The sequence below is a fragment of the Aeromonas sp. FDAARGOS 1406 genome (assembly GCF_019048565.1).
Lineage (GTDB): Bacteria > Pseudomonadota > Gammaproteobacteria > Enterobacterales > Aeromonadaceae > Aeromonas > Aeromonas caviae.
The window spans coordinates 3,305,708-3,319,461 of record NZ_CP077378.1; the positions used below are offsets into that span (position 1 = coordinate 3,305,708).

Consider the following 13,754-nt stretch of genomic DNA (forward strand, 5'->3'; position numbering starts at 1 on the left):
TATACAAGCCGGAGGATGTGATCCACTCCCGCTTATTGCGGAGCGGCGGGTTTGCTCTGTTTCTTGTGCTTGCGCACCCGCATGTAGTTGCGACGCACCCCGTAGGAGATGAGCAGGCCGGCCAGCAGCATCACCAGCAGCATCAGGCGTTGTTTCTCCTGGTTGACCTTGAGATGGGTATCTTGTGCGGCCAGCAGTTTCTGCTCTTCCAGGGTGATCCTCAGATAGCCCAGGGTCAGGTTTCCGTCCTGGATCTCCTGGACGAACTGGATGCGCCCCTTGCCCTGCTCCGGCAGGGATTTGTTGTCGCTGCCGATGGGCAGCAGACTGTCCAGCGGCAGGGCGTTGTCCGACTGGGCGAGGGGAATGCCGCGGGCGTCATAGAGGGTGACATCCAGAATGTCAGGCTCGGCGGCCAGATCCTGCGCCAGTCTCTCCAGTTCGCTCTCCTTATCCTCCTTGATCCAGCGGCGCATGTCCCGGGCGGCATAGGCGACCAGCGCCTGTGCCCTGTCCCGTGCCGCCGCGTGCAGGGCGGCCTGGCTCTCTCCCTGCATGTGGATGAGCAGCACCAGCACCCAGAGACCGAGCAGGACTCCCGCCGCCAGGCTGACAACACGTTTGATGGGAAGATGACGCACAGAACCGGGCCTCTGGTAATGGATGAGCGGGGCTGGCTGGTGCCCCGGTGCCGCGAAGCGGGAAACAGGGTGGTCTGTTTCCATGTCTGCCCGCACCGCAGGCGGGATCTTGGCGCTTGCCTGTACAAAAAGCAATACGCTACTCTGGGCCCGCATGATGAACCCCATGATTTCCAAGGAAGGCGTCTCTCTTATGTTGTTGTCCCAACTTCCCCGCTCCCTGCACGACTGGTCCGGGGCCCTGAGCTGTGCCCCCTGCTGGCAGCTCACCAACGAAGCCCTGCTGCCCGCGGCCAACGCCCACGACAGCGCCTGGATTGTCCTGTTTGGCAAGGGGCTGGAGGCCGGTCATCTGGCCCGCCTGGCCCAGCAGCTGGATGCCCTGGGGCTTGAGTCAAGCCTCTATCCCGCAGGGGAGCAGGCCGGTATTCCGCTGCTGCTGCTTGGCACCAACCGCTTTTCCCCCGAGCTGGTGCAGGCGCTCAAAGCCCAGGAGTGGGACATCGACCTGTGTCATCTGGCCGCCCTGCCTACCCTGAGTGAGCCCGGTCTGCTGGTGATGGACATGGATTCCACCGCGATCAGGATAGAGTGCATCGACGAAATCGCGCGGCTGGCCGGGGTCGGTGAGCAAGTGGCGGCCGTTACCGCGGCGGCCATGCAGGGCAAGCTGGAGTTTGCCGACAGTCTGCGTGCCCGGGTGGCGCTGCTGGAAGGGGCGCCGGTCACCATCCTCGACGAGGTGGCGGCCGACATGCCCTGGATGCCGGGCCTGCCACTCATGGTCGATGCCCTCAAGCAGGCTGGCTGGAAGGTGGCGATCGCCTCCGGTGGCTTCACCCGCTTTGCCGGCGAGTTGCAGCGTGCTCTGGGTCTGGATGCCATTTTCGCCAACGAGCTGGCGGTGGAAGGGGGCTTGCTGACCGGCAAGGTGAGCGGCCCCATCGTCGATGCCGCCGCCAAGGCCGAAGCACTGCAACAGCTGGCCTCGGAGTACGGGGTGGTTGCATCCCAGACGGTTGCGGTCGGCGATGGTGCCAACGATCTCAAGATGATGGCGGTGGCGGGGCTTGGCATTGCCATTCATGCCAAACCCCTGGTACGTGCCCAGGCGGCGGCGACCCTCAATCACCACGATCTGGAAGGGGTGCTCTGCCTGCTCGGCGCCCTGGCTTGTCGCGACCGACGCTGGTGCTGATCCCGCTCAAGGAGGAGCCGATCACGAGATGGAACTGTTACAGCAATCCCTGTTTGTCCCCTGCGGTGAGCATCGACTCCATGTGCGCCATATCCAGCCCGGTGTCGCGGTGCATGCCGACCCCATCCTGATGGTGCACGGGGCCATCGAGAACGGCCGCATCTTCTACACCGAATCGGGCAAGGGGCTTGCCTGCTTTCTGGCTCGCCACGGGTATCAGGTCTATGTGGCGGATCTGCGTGGTCGGGGTCTGAGCACACCGACCATCGCCGAGCGGGCCGGCCACGGCCAGCATGAGCTGATCACCGAGGATCTGCCCGCCCTGCAGCGCTGGGTATCGGCCCGCCATGCCGGTGCCCGGGTGCACTGGATGGCCCACTCCTGGGGCGGCGTCATCATGGCCTCGACCCTGGTGCGCTTCCCCGAGCTGGCGGAGCAGGTTGCCAGCCTGGTGTTCTTCGGCACCAAGCGGGGGGTCTCGGTGCAGAACCCGGAGCGCTGGTTGAAGGTGGATCTGATCTGGAACCGGCTCGCCCCCTGGCTGGCGCGCCGCCGGGGGTTTCTGGCCGCCCGCCGGTTGAAGATAGGGGCCGATGATGAGCCCCTGCGCTACTTGCAGGAGACCATCCCCTGGGTCAAGTGCGGGCCCTGGTTGGACCCCTTTGACGGCTTCGCCTATGACGAGGCGGCGAGCCGGGTCAACTGGCCCCCGCTCTGGATGATCTCCGCCAAGGCGGACAAGGTACTTGGCCACCCCGTCGACGTGCGCCGCTTCAGCGACGAGATGGGATCGGCTGCCCGCCACACCCGTCTTGGGCGGGACAACGGCAACCGGCTCGATTACGACCACATCAACATGCTGACGGCGCCCCAGGCACAGGAGGATCACTTCCCCGACATCCTCGCCTGGCTGCGCAACCCCCAGGCTGCCTGATAGACAAAAAACGGGCACTTGCGTGCCCGTTTTTTGTTGTCTCCCTGCCCTGCTGGCTAGCGGGGCCCGGATGGTATGCCAAGGCGGAACAGGGTCGCCTCGGTGGTATCGGTCAGTTCACCCACGCCCACGACACTCCAGAGCTCCTCTTCCAGCTTCTTGGCCTTGTGAATGGCGAACTTGGCGATGTAGTCCAGTTCACCCGCGATGAAGCTGGTGTCCGGGCGGCCGGTGCGCGAAATACCCACCAGTACCGAATAGAACTCTCCCTGTTGCCGGGCCAGCTCGATGAAGCGGCGCTTTTGATCCGGTGAGCTGAAGCTGCTGGCCAGGTGGCTGCGAAACAGGGGGGTTCCCCCCTGGGAGTGGAGGGCGGCGATGTAGACCTCCTCCTCTTCCGGCTTGTCTTCCCGCTCGATGGCGCGCAGGGGATTGAGCAGCAGGGCCTTGAGCAGTGCCCCCTGGAACAGGGGATACAGGTTCAACTGCTGATCCTGCTCGGCACAGATGCGCAGCAGACGGGAAAGGCTGCGTGGCTGTGGCGAGAGGCCGGCTGCGGCCAGTTTCGGTGCGGCCTTGAGCTTGTTCACATAGACGGGGGTGTTGAACAGGTGGTGGGTGTAGAGGTTGCGCAGCGCCCTGGCCATGCCGTGATAGCGATTGAACTCCCGGGTGGTCTTGAGCTTGTTCTGGTTGCTTTCGATCAGCAGGCTGAAGAACTGGTGGCCGGTATGGCGCTCAGCCGTCCCCTCGATGCACAGATGCAGCACGGTTCTGCTCAGGTTGAGGCTGACCAGCCGATAGGGCAGGCGTTGCAGGTCCATGTTTCTGGCGAGCTCCTGCAAACGGGGCAGAGCCACCGTGATGATGTCTCCCTTCTCCCCGTCGAACGGCTCCTCCAGCTCGATTTGCATGCCGTGGGCCGAGATGTCTCGGGTCCAGCCGACCCAGGATCGCTCCTTGTGATGCAAGACGATGGCCGTCTTGTGCATGTAGCGCGCCTCCTTGCGCAGTTGCACATAGTGCAGCGTCTCTATCTCGAAGGGGGCGGCATGGATGTCATGGCCAAAGCGCTGCAAGGCGTTGGCGTTGAGCGGCTCCTGGCTGGTCTCTCGCTGGAACTCGTCGCGCTGGTTGTCCAGGTTTATCTCCTGCAGCATGCCCACGTAACCGAGCTGGGCCAGGCGCTCGCGCAGCAGCCTGTCCTGCAACGGGCTCGCCCCGCCCTGGGGGTTGTCGAGGTCGGCCTCCCGCAGGGTGCAGGCTTCCATGCTGAACTTGTACACCCGCCAGCTAGGGCGGCGGGCGCCGATCTGGAAGAAGAGCGCGGTCAGTCCGCTCTGTTCCAGCTCCTCCCGGGTCGCGGAGAAGAAGTAGAGGTGGCTGCGTACCGCATGGGTAAAGCTGTAGATCAGCGTCTCGCGCAGCCCCTCTTTGCCTGGGAGCAACGAGGGCATGCGGGCCGCAGTGAAGAGGCTGGCGAGCATGTCGCGGTTCTTGGCGTCGCGCCAGTATTCGAGAATGTGCTGGTTGTTCTCGGTGCGCAGGGCGATCTCGAGGGCGGGGATGCTGCCCTTGCCGAAATAGAGGGGCATGCCGGTCATGCGCGGCAGATAGAACTGCTCATACCCCTTGATGACGGCGGCGGAGAGCAGGTAGTCGACGCTGACGCGATAGCGGCTGCGGTTGCGCTCGATGAAGTCGCGCAGGAACTCGTCAAACACCGGATGCTCGCCGTTCTTGAGCAGCCTGAGCCAGAATTTGTCCTCTTTTCTCTCCTCCCCCAGGATCTGGTAGCTGACCGGGTCACGCAGCAGGGGATGGGGATGATCGCGTTCCAGTCCGGTGAAGAAGACGGCTATCAGGTCGCCTGTCTGGTAGTCGGGCAGATAGGGCACGGATACCCGGATGCCGCCGAGGGAGATGTCGGAGCTCTTGGCGAGGATCTTCTCGCCGTTGGCGAGCTGGAGCACCATGGGAGAGCTGAAGTGCATGCGCTCTTCCTGTCGCCCGTAATGGCTGGCGAAGGGGATGGCGCTGACATCGAACGGACGAAACGGGCTGATGGGCAGTGCCAGATTGTCGCTGCGCCCCTGGTTGAGCTTGTACCAGGCTTGCAGCGCCTCGTAGACCCCCAGGGTGTAGCTGTCCCGGTAGAGGTAGCACTGGGATTGAAACAGCTCGATGGCCTCGGCGGGCATGAAGTGGGTCACCCCGTCGAACTCATGCACCTGACAGAGGGCGCCCAGCTCGTTGCGCATGTCGATGACGCGCCGACAGGGGGTGCACTTGCGTTTGAGTTCCATCTTCAGCAGGAACCGACTGTTGGTATTTTCGTTCTGGGTCAGACGGTTGAAGATTTCGTCGAAGTCCTTTTCCCGGAGCAGGGGGACAAGTTGTTCTATCAGATGTAGTGGTTGTTCTGAATCCATGTATTCCTGCCGCGGAAAGTCACTTTTCCGATTCTGGGTTTGATCTGCCGGTCGCAAACAAGTATATCAAGCAGGAATTCATCCTGTCCCCGAGTTATCCATGGCCAAAAACAAAACCGCCTATGTTTGTTCCGAATGTGGAGCCGACTTCACCCGCTGGCAAGGCCAGTGCAGCGAGTGCAAGGAGTGGAACACCATCACCGAGGTGCGACTGGGGGTGACGACACCCGGCAAGAGTGCTCGCTATACCGGTTATGCGGGCGCGGTCGGGAGCCAGGTGCAGACCCTGGCGGAGATCGCCACCACGGAGATCCCCCGTTTCAGCTCGGGCTTCAAGGAGCTGGACCGCGTACTCGGTGGCGGCGTGGTCCCCGGTTCGGCCATTCTCATCGGCGGCAACCCCGGGGCCGGCAAATCGACCCTGTTGCTGCAGACCATGTGCGCCCTGGCGCAGCGCATGAAGACCCTCTATGTGACCGGTGAGGAGTCACTGCAACAGGTGGCGATGCGGGCCGGTCGGCTGGGTCTGCCCACGGACAAGCTGCGCATGTTGTCCGAGACCAGCGTCGAGCAGATCTGTCTCATCGCCCAGCAGGAGCAGCCTCAGATCATGGTCATCGACTCCATCCAGGTGATGCACGTGGCGGATGTGCAGTCCGCGCCGGGTTCCGTCTCCCAGGTGCGGGAGTCGGCGGCGCTGCTGACACGCTATGCCAAGCAGAATCATGTGGCCATCTTCATGGTGGGCCACGTCACCAAGGACGGCACCCTGGCGGGCCCCAAGGTGCTGGAGCACTGCATCGACTGCTCCGTGCTGCTGGATGGCGGGCACGACTCGCGTTTTCGCACCCTGCGCTCCCACAAGAACCGCTTCGGTGCGGTCAACGAACTGGGGGTCTTCGCCATGACCGGGCAGGGAATGAAGGAGGTGAGCAACCCTTCCGCGATTTTCCTCAGCCGCGGGGAGGAGCAGGCTCCGGGCTCCATCGTCATGGTGATCTGGGAAGGCACGCGCCCCCTGCTGGTGGAGTTGCAGGCGCTGGTGGATTACTCCCAGCTCTCCAATCCGCGCCGTGTGGCGGTGGGGATGGACCACAACCGTCTCGCCATGCTGCTGGCGGTGCTGCATCGTCACGGGGGGTTGCAGATGGCGGATCAGGATGTGTTCATCAACGTGGTGGGTGGCGTCAAAGTCGAGGAGACCAGCGCGGATCTGGCGCTGCTGCTGGCCATGGTGTCGAGCTTCCGGGATCAGGCCCTGCCCAAGGACCTGGTGGTCTTTGGCGAGGTGGGGCTCTCCGGCGAGATACGGCCCGTGCCCTCGGGTCAGGAGCGACTGCAGGAGGCGGCCAAGCACGGTTTCCGCCGAGCCATCGTCCCGCATGCCAATGCGCCCAAACATCCCATCGAGGGGATGGAGGTGGTGCCGGTGAAGAAACTCTCCGATGCCCTCGAGGCCCTGTAACCAACCATGAAAAAGGAGCGTATGAACGCTCCTTTGTTTTTCTGCCCGCCCGCTCAGGATTCGGGGGGGACGTGGTCTCGGTGCTCTTGCAGCAACTGCTCCAGCTCGCGATGGAGCAGTTGCTCCTCTCCGATGTTCAGCTCGATCATCCGCTTGAGGTGAGTGGCGCTGTCGATGTCGATGTGGTGGCAGTAAAACCCCAGCTTCTTGCTGGCTTCGTGGGTCAGCTCGACCTGCATCTTGATCTCGATGTCGCTGCCCCCGAGCACGAAGCAGATTTCGTACTCCTTGTCCTCGCTGGCGACCCAATCCTCGGGTCTGAGCAGCAGGGCTCCCTGCAGGGAGACATCGACCAGCTGGGTGCGCCACTGGTGTTCACCCTGGGTGAGCTTGGCGGCGGTCAAATAGAAAATCCGAGTAAAGTGGCGGCGCTCGGCCATGGTCGTCTCCGGTCTGCGTGCGAGCAAGATGCTCATTCTTCATGTTGCAGAGTGTAATCCAGCTGGCACGCCAGGATATTGAACTGGCTCCGATATTGAATATCAGACCTGCTGATGGCTGAGGGATTCCACCACCTGCAGCGCCTTGACCAGCCGATCCTCCTGTTTGAACCTGTCCTCCAGCACGGGGCCGAGCTGGTTCAGATCCTCGTCCAGTTGCAGCAACTGGGCTTCGTCGGCGTTGCTGTACTTGTCGTTGAACTCCAGCGCGAATTCGGTACAGGCACGGATATGGGGGTAGATGCGCTTGGCCAGCTCCAGTTTGTCCCCGCTGGCTTGCTCAAAGGCGGTGACGACATGGTTGTAGATCTCGAAATGGCCTGCGCTGACGTAATCGACCAGTTGTTCGCAAAAACGTTGCAGTTCGACGTGACCTGGGAGGGTGCGTTGCTTGCACTTGGCGGGCATGAGGCCTGCCAGCCGCATGTACTCGACCAGCAACGCCTGTCTGGCATCCAGCCAGTCATCTATTGCTCTGTGCTTGCCTGCCAGTGCGCGCTTGGTTTTTTCCAGTTCAGTTAACATAGTCCCTCCATGGGCATGACATGCGGCTCTCGGGTCGCATGCCTTCGGTCATTCTCATCGACTGACGACACTCCTATAACTAGGGAAAATCCAGTTGACCGTCAATAGGAGTGTAGGGATATTGTTACATCAGGCGGGGATTTGCATGCCTCTCCCCACCGGTACTTCGCATCCTGTCGCCCATCCAGGGGACAAGGGGGCGATATATGTGACTATTTCCGCAGATCTTGATGAAAACCCCAGCATTCAAGCCAATCCGGCTGATAAAGCCTTTGCCTGAGTGTTTTTTTTTGAATAGAGTGGCCCGGTGCTAAATGCCCGATCATAAAGGAAATGTTATGAACAAAGCTCAACTTGTCGATGCAATTGCCGCCAAAGCAGACCTGAGCAAAGCTCAGGCCAAAGTCGCTCTGGAAGAGATCATCAATGGTATTACCCAGAGCCTGAAAGAGGGCGATGCCGTTCAGTTGGTGGGTTTTGGTACCTTCAAGGTCAACCATCGCGCGGGCCGTACCGGTCGCAACCCGCAAACCGGTAAAGAGATCCAGATTGCAGCCGCCAATGTGCCGTCCTTCGTGGCTGGCAAGGCGCTGAAAGACGCTGTCAAATAAGATCGTCTTGTAATCAAATGAAACCCGGCTTGTGCCGGGTTTTTTCTTGCCATCTTCGTCAAAATTTGTTTCAGATACACTCAGGATATGGCATGCGCTGTAGCGAGGTGGATATGGAACAGAAAAATGCCATTCGGCAGGTAGCCGTCCCTTGGGCTCCCTCTCGTCAACTCCCTCCCGGCCTGGTCGTGGCCGAACTGCATCAGGATATCTGGAGCGACACCCTGACCGTCATGCTGGGGCGTGCTCGCAGCATCGATCTGCCTCCGTTGCCCCTGTGCCGGGTGAGTTTTCGCCACATCTTCGCGGTGCGGGTGATGGAGGATTGCGATCTGGCGGAGGGGCGTGACAGCCACGTCATCGAGGAGCAGATCCAGCTCATCACCCCGTCCCGTTTCGCCAGCTGGTTCCATCAGGAATCCGATGGACTGCACCTGGATGAAGATTTGCAGCACTACCGCATCTCGACCTGGGATTACTGCGCCGATGTGCTGACCTCTTCTCCCCCTGAACTCCAGTTCATGGTTCAGGAAGAGTAAGCTAGACTGTCGGGTCACCTCCGTGGTGACAAAAAAGCCGGCGCAGGGGCGCCGGCTTTTTCTTGTTCGGGAGCGTGGGGCGCTTAGCCCAGGATCTGGTCCCGGTGCAGCCCCAGCACGATCAGCAGCCCGATGAAATAGAAGGCGCTGAGCTTGATGCCGAGAATGGTGAGCAGGCCGGCACACAGACGCACCAGGGCCTTGTGCAGCCAGGATCCGGTGAAGCGGTACATGATCACTCCACCGCGTCGGCTGGCGCGAACTCCGGCACCTTGGCCATGGCGTCCAGCACCACTTGAATGTCGGCCCCCGGCTTGCAGGCATTCTCGCTCAGATGGCGACGCCAGGCGCGCGCCCCCTGCATGTTCTGGAACAACCCCAGCATGTGGCGGGTCATGTGGGAGAGGTAGTTGCCCTTGGCCAGCTCTTGTTCGATGTAGGGCAGCATCATCCGCACCACCTCGTGGCGGCTCGGCACGGCATGGTTCTCGCCGAACACCAGATTGTCCACCTGGGCCAGAATGTAGGGATTCTGGTAGGCCTCGCGGCCCATCATGACCCCGTCGAGGTGCTGCAGATGTTCAAGAGTCTGTTCCAGACTGGTCACCCCGCCGTTGATGGCAATGGTCAGTTCCGGATAATCCTGCTTGACCTGGTAGACGCGAGGATAATCGAGGGGCGGGATCTCGCGGTTCTCTTTCGGACTCAGGCCGCTCAACCAGGCCTTGCGGGCATGGACGATGAAGGTATCGCAACCGGCGTCCCTTACCTGCTCGATGAAGGCCTGCAAGAACTCGTAGGAGTCTTGATCGTCGATGCCGATACGGGTCTTCACGGTGACCGGAATGTTGACCACGTCGCGCATCGCCTTGACGCAATCGGCCACCAGTGCGGGTTCACCCATGAGGCATGCGCCGAAGCGGCCGTTTTGCACCCGATCGGAGGGGCAGCCGACGTTGAGGTTGATCTCGTCATAGCCGCGCTCCTCGGCGAGCCTAGCGCAGCGGGCCAGGTCTGCCGGGTTGCTGCCACCCAGTTGCAGGGCGAGAGGGTGTTCCTGCTCGCTGTAGCCCAGATAGTCGCCCTTGCCGTGGATGATGGCGCCCGTGGTCACCATCTCGGTATAGAGCAGGGTCTGGCGGGTCATCAGACGGTGGAAATAACGGCAATGCCGATCGGTCCAGTCCAGCATGGGGGCGATGGAAAAGCGCTGCGCCTGCATAAAAATCATCCGGGTTGGCCAAACAAGGGGCGGGATTCTATCACAACGTGAGACAGCCCCAGAAAATGAATTTTGTCGCCGCGCACTGGGGGCCCTGTGATAGTATCCGGCTAATTGACAGGGTATCTGCGTGAACATGAATCAAGACCAACTTCTACAACGAGCGGAACGCCTCTGCGAGCAGCGCGGGATCCGTTTCACCCCGACACGGCGCCAGGTGCTCCGGCTGCTTGCCGCCCACGGCAATGCCATCAGTGCCTATGATTTGCTGGCCCAGTTGCAGCAGACCGAGGCTCATGCCAAACCGCCTACCGTCTATCGGGCGCTCGACTTCCTGCTCGAACAGGGCTTTGCCCACAAGGTGGAGTCGCTCAACGCCTTCATCTTCTGCTGCCACTTCGACCATGCCCACCCGATGCAACTGCTGATCTGCGATCGTTGCGGTGAGGTAGTGGAGCTGCACGATCCCGCCATCGACGGCGCCTTTTCCGAGCAGGCTCATCAGCATGGTTTTACTATTACCAACAAGACCATAGAAGCCCATGGTCAATGTGCCCGCTGTTCCGTTACCGTAGGAAGTCAAGATGAAGGCTGATTTTGTAAACCCGTTCCTGCTCTCCCTGCTCAACGTGCTCTCCACCATGGCACAGCTGGAACTCAAACCGGGCGCGCCCAAGCGCAAGACGGACGAGCTGGCTCGGGGAGATGTCTCCGGCCTGATTGGCATGGTGGGTCCGCAGACCCGGGGTTCCCTCTCCATCAGCTTCGAGAAGGGGCTGGCATTGGAGATCATGCGTCGCATGCTGGGGGAGGCGCCGGCCACCATCAACGAGGAAGTGACCGACATGGTGGGCGAGATCACCAACATGGTGACGGGCGGCGCCAAACGCATGCTGGGGGAGAAGGGCTATGAGTTCGACATGGCAACCCCGGTCATCGTCTCCGGTCCCAATCACACCATCACTCACCGGGCCGACGGCGCCAAGATCATGATGCCGTTCGAATCGGAGTATGGCCGTGCCACCATCGAGATCTGCTTCGAGTAATCGCCATGTGGAAGATGCTGAAATGGAGTGTCATCGGTGGGGTGGTGCTGCTTATCCTGTCGGATATCGAGATCAGCACCTCTCTCTACAAGTACGAAGACAACCGCGTGGAGATCAACTTCCCGCGCTGGCAGGCTGACCAGCCCTGGGGCACCCTGAGTTGGCATGCGGGCCGGTTTGAGCATCACTGGTACGGTCTTGCAGGCAAACCCAAGCCAGCAACCGTACTCTGAGGAGCGCTCTCCACAACGGATGAACCAGATTGCACCAACAAAAAAGAGGCCAGCGAATGCTGGCCTCTTTATTGGGTCAAGATCTGTTATCAGGCCGCTTCTGCTGCCAGCTTGCCATTGCCACGCACCATGACACCGAGGCCACAGGCCAGCAGGGTCGGCAGCAACCAGGCCAGGCCCTTGTCAAACAGCGGCAGGAAGGCGAACGCATCCATCTTCATGCCGGCGGCGCCCAGGCCGTCCAGGCAGCCGAACAGGAAGGCGACCAGCAGCACGGAGCGGAACACCAGGCGGGGGCGACCGAAGTAACCCTTCAGGAAGGTGACCAGCACCAGCGCCACGGCAACCGGGTAGATGGCGACCAGCACCGGAATGGAGAGGCTGATGAGCTGGCTCAGGCCCACGTTGGCCACGACGCCGCAGATGACACCCAGCAGCACGACCAGCTTCTTGTAGCTCATGCCGGTCAGGTTGTGGAAGAAGTCGGAGCAGGCGGAGATGAGGCCGACGGCCGTGGTGAAGCAGGCCAGGGTGATGATGGCAGCCAGGATGAACTGACCCGGTTGGCCGAACAGGCTCAGCACGTAGGCGTTGACGATGGCACCGCCGTTGCTCACGTCTGTGGCGACGCCGGCAGCGGTGTTGCCCAGCTGGAACAGGGAGACATAGACCACGGAGAGACCGATGGCGGAGATGATGCCCGCGATGGCCAGGTACTTGAACTGGCTCTGGTAGTCATGGATGCCTTTCTGGCGCAGCAGGTCGACGATCAGGGCGCCGAACATCAGGGACGCCAGGGTGTCCATGGTGTTGTAGCCTTCCAGAATGCCCTTCACGAAGGGGGTGCTCTGGTAGTCACCGGATGCGGCAGGCATGCTTCCTTGCGGTGCGACGAAGACACCGATGGCCAGGGTCAGCAGCAGCAGCATCAGCAGCGGGGTCAGGTACTTGCCGATGGCATCCATCAGCTTGCCCTGGTTCAGGGAGACCAGGATGGCCACGCCGAAGAACAGTACTGTGTAGGCAGCCAGACCGGATGGTCCCATGTCGCCAAGGAAGGGCTTGAGGCCCATCTCGTAGGCCACCAGGCCGGTACGGGGGGCGGCGAAGGCCGGGCCGATGATGATGTAGATGGCGACGGCCAGTGCGGTGGCCACGCCGGCCGGCAGCAGCTTGGTCATGCCGGCCCAGCCGTTGCCAGCCTTGGCGACGGCGATGATGGTGATGAGGGGCAGGCCCACGGCGGTGACCAGGAAGCCCAGCATGGCCAGGGAGAGGTGCTCACCCGCCATGAAGCCAGCCAGGGGCGGGAAGATGATGTTGCCTGCGCCCAGATAGAACGCAAAGGTCATGAAGCCCAATCCGAGTACATCGGACAATGTGAGTGATTTCGTCAAGTTCAACCTCGTCTGTCTTGTAAACTATTGCTTGTTATAGTTTTTTATTTGTCAGTGACCGGCACTTTCCGGGGGTAAAAAAAAGAGCCCCGCTGGTTTTTTCATCGCGACCAGTGGTTTGAACTGGTCTTGAGCGGGCGCTCATTTAGCAGTCAGCATAATGATGTGAAAAAATAGTTCAAGGCAAAATTTACATCTTCAAATAGAATGGGCTGGTTAGTTGGATATATCTGTCGGAATAGCCTCCTGTGGCAGAATGGATCACAATTTCACCCCTCTCACACTTGTTTAATCCTCTGCCAAGCAGCAATAAAACACGATTTGCCTCTTTCCCCTCTCTGGTAGTAACAGCCAGATAACAACGCTCATACAGATCATAACTCGACGAAATGCATAAAATTTCATCCGCCATCGCCGTGGGCAGCACCAGGGCCAGTTGCCCGGTACGGCTCAGCAGGCGATCGCTGGCGGCCAGCAATCCCCTGGGGTCGAGCCCCCCGGTATGACGGGCCAGAGCCCTGGCCGGATCGCGGAGTGTCTGGCCTGCCGGGAAATAGGGCGGGTTGGAGACGATGAGATCGTAAGGGGGGGCGAGGTGATCCTGAATGGCGCTCTCTATGATGGTGACCCGCTCACGCCAGGGGGAGGCCGCCGCATTCTCCTGGGCCTGCATGGCTGCATCCTTATCCAGCTCCACCCCGTCTATGTGGCAGCCGTTCGTGCTGCGCTGGGCCAGCATCAGGGCGATGAGGCCGCTGCCGGTGCCGATGTCCAGCACCCGGCGGGCGCTGTCGACCGGCGCCCAGGCTCCCAGCAGAATGCCGTCCGTACCGACCTTCATGGCGCAGCGGTCGTGATCGATGTGAAATTGCTTGAACGTGAAACCGTTGTTGCGCCCCATTCGGCCCTCCTCCTGTGCCTGCCCGCGGAAAATGGCCGGCGATTATAGCGGCTAAGCCACAGTCACCATAGGAGCCGGCGGCATAATCGCCTATAATCTGCCGCTTCCTT

At 61.1% G+C, this 13,754-nt stretch carries 16 protein-coding genes; 8 read left to right on the plus strand and 8 right to left on the minus strand.

Going from position 1 to position 13,754, the window contains the following annotated elements; genetic code table 11:
* Window positions 1-32: 32 nt before the first annotated feature.
* Window positions 33-641: an AhpA/YtjB family protein gene (locus I6L36_RS15655; protein ID WP_010673032.1), complete on the minus strand. Its 609-nt coding sequence runs from the start codon at window positions 639-641 to the stop codon at window positions 33-35.
* A gap of 193 nt (window positions 642-834) precedes the next feature.
* Between I6L36_RS15655 and serB the strand changes: the two genes are divergently transcribed.
* Window positions 835-1,839, plus strand: a complete 1,005-nt coding sequence (serB, locus tag I6L36_RS15660; RefSeq protein WP_041210929.1) for a phosphoserine phosphatase SerB — start codon at window positions 835-837, stop codon at window positions 1,837-1,839.
* Between the two features lie 28 nt (window positions 1,840-1,867).
* Window positions 1,868-2,773 carry an alpha/beta fold hydrolase gene (locus I6L36_RS15665; RefSeq protein WP_043153013.1) on the plus strand — a complete coding sequence of 302 codons (906 nt, stop codon included), beginning with the start codon at window positions 1,868-1,870 and terminating at the stop codon, window positions 2,771-2,773.
* Window positions 2,774-2,829: 56 nt separating this feature from the next.
* Here the strand turns inward: I6L36_RS15665 and I6L36_RS15670 are convergent, their stop codons facing one another.
* Window positions 2,830-5,205: a PilZ domain-containing protein gene (locus tag I6L36_RS15670; RefSeq protein ID WP_109112052.1), complete on the minus strand. Its 2,376-nt coding sequence runs from the start codon at window positions 5,203-5,205 to the stop codon at window positions 2,830-2,832.
* Window positions 5,206-5,305: 100 nt separating this feature from the next.
* Between I6L36_RS15670 and radA the strand changes: the two genes are divergently transcribed.
* On the plus strand, window positions 5,306-6,670 hold the full coding sequence (gene radA / locus I6L36_RS15675; RefSeq protein WP_109112051.1) for a DNA repair protein RadA: 1,365 nt from the start codon (window positions 5,306-5,308) through the stop codon (window positions 6,668-6,670).
* 53 nt (window positions 6,671-6,723) lie between these two features.
* Here the strand turns inward: radA and I6L36_RS15680 are convergent, their stop codons facing one another.
* Window positions 6,724-7,110, minus strand: coding sequence for a PilZ domain-containing protein (locus I6L36_RS15680; RefSeq protein ID WP_029313755.1), 387 nt, complete (start codon window positions 7,108-7,110; stop codon window positions 6,724-6,726).
* 102 nt (window positions 7,111-7,212) lie between these two features.
* On the minus strand, window positions 7,213-7,695 hold the full coding sequence (locus I6L36_RS15685; RefSeq protein WP_029313757.1) for an Rsd/AlgQ family anti-sigma factor: 483 nt from the start codon (window positions 7,693-7,695) through the stop codon (window positions 7,213-7,215).
* Between the two features lie 338 nt (window positions 7,696-8,033).
* Here I6L36_RS15685 and hupA point away from each other — a divergent pair, with 338 nt between their 5' ends.
* Both hupA and I6L36_RS15695 read left to right on the plus strand, forming a co-directional pair.
* Window positions 8,034-8,306, plus strand: coding sequence for a nucleoid-associated protein HU-alpha (gene hupA / locus I6L36_RS15690; RefSeq protein ID WP_005305063.1), 273 nt, complete (start codon window positions 8,034-8,036; stop codon window positions 8,304-8,306).
* A gap of 113 nt (window positions 8,307-8,419) precedes the next feature.
* Window positions 8,420-8,845, plus strand: a complete 426-nt coding sequence (locus I6L36_RS15695; RefSeq protein ID WP_029313758.1) for a hypothetical protein — start codon at window positions 8,420-8,422, stop codon at window positions 8,843-8,845.
* 83 nt (window positions 8,846-8,928) lie between these two features.
* Here the strand turns inward: I6L36_RS15695 and I6L36_RS15700 are convergent, their stop codons facing one another.
* Both I6L36_RS15700 and dusA read right to left on the minus strand, forming a co-directional pair.
* On the minus strand, window positions 8,929-9,078 hold the full coding sequence (locus I6L36_RS15700; protein ID WP_080944170.1) for a hypothetical protein: 150 nt from the start codon (window positions 9,076-9,078) through the stop codon (window positions 8,929-8,931).
* Window positions 9,079-9,080: 2 nt separating this feature from the next.
* Window positions 9,081-10,067, minus strand: coding sequence for a tRNA dihydrouridine(20/20a) synthase DusA (gene dusA / locus I6L36_RS15705; RefSeq protein ID WP_109112050.1), 987 nt, complete (start codon window positions 10,065-10,067; stop codon window positions 9,081-9,083).
* Window positions 10,068-10,203: 136 nt separating this feature from the next.
* On the opposite strand from dusA, the gene zur reads away from it, so the two are divergent.
* The 3 genes from zur to I6L36_RS15720 are packed head-to-tail and all read left to right on the plus strand — an operon-like array spanning window position 10,204 to window position 11,346.
* Window positions 10,204-10,662 carry a zinc uptake transcriptional repressor Zur gene (zur, locus tag I6L36_RS15710; protein WP_042882157.1) on the plus strand — a complete coding sequence of 153 codons (459 nt, stop codon included), beginning with the start codon at window positions 10,204-10,206 and terminating at the stop codon, window positions 10,660-10,662.
* Window positions 10,652-11,113 carry a chemotaxis protein CheX gene (locus I6L36_RS15715; RefSeq protein WP_010673043.1) on the plus strand — a complete coding sequence of 154 codons (462 nt, stop codon included), beginning with the start codon at window positions 10,652-10,654 and terminating at the stop codon, window positions 11,111-11,113. Before zur ends, I6L36_RS15715 begins: the two co-directional genes overlap by 11 nt.
* Before the next feature lie 5 nt (window positions 11,114-11,118).
* Window positions 11,119-11,346 carry a hypothetical protein gene (locus tag I6L36_RS15720; protein ID WP_109112049.1) on the plus strand — a complete coding sequence of 76 codons (228 nt, stop codon included), beginning with the start codon at window positions 11,119-11,121 and terminating at the stop codon, window positions 11,344-11,346.
* An 89-nt stretch (window positions 11,347-11,435) separates the two neighbouring features.
* Here the strand turns inward: I6L36_RS15720 and brnQ are convergent, their stop codons facing one another.
* Together brnQ and I6L36_RS15730 are read right to left on the minus strand one after the other, a co-directional pair.
* On the minus strand, window positions 11,436-12,698 hold the full coding sequence (gene brnQ / locus I6L36_RS15725; RefSeq protein ID WP_050485178.1) for a branched-chain amino acid transport system II carrier protein: 1,263 nt from the start codon (window positions 12,696-12,698) through the stop codon (window positions 11,436-11,438).
* Between the two features lie 235 nt (window positions 12,699-12,933).
* Window positions 12,934-13,644 carry a tRNA1(Val) (adenine(37)-N6)-methyltransferase gene (locus tag I6L36_RS15730; protein WP_119197006.1) on the minus strand — a complete coding sequence of 237 codons (711 nt, stop codon included), beginning with the start codon at window positions 13,642-13,644 and terminating at the stop codon, window positions 12,934-12,936.
* Window positions 13,645-13,754: the final 110 nt, after the last annotated feature.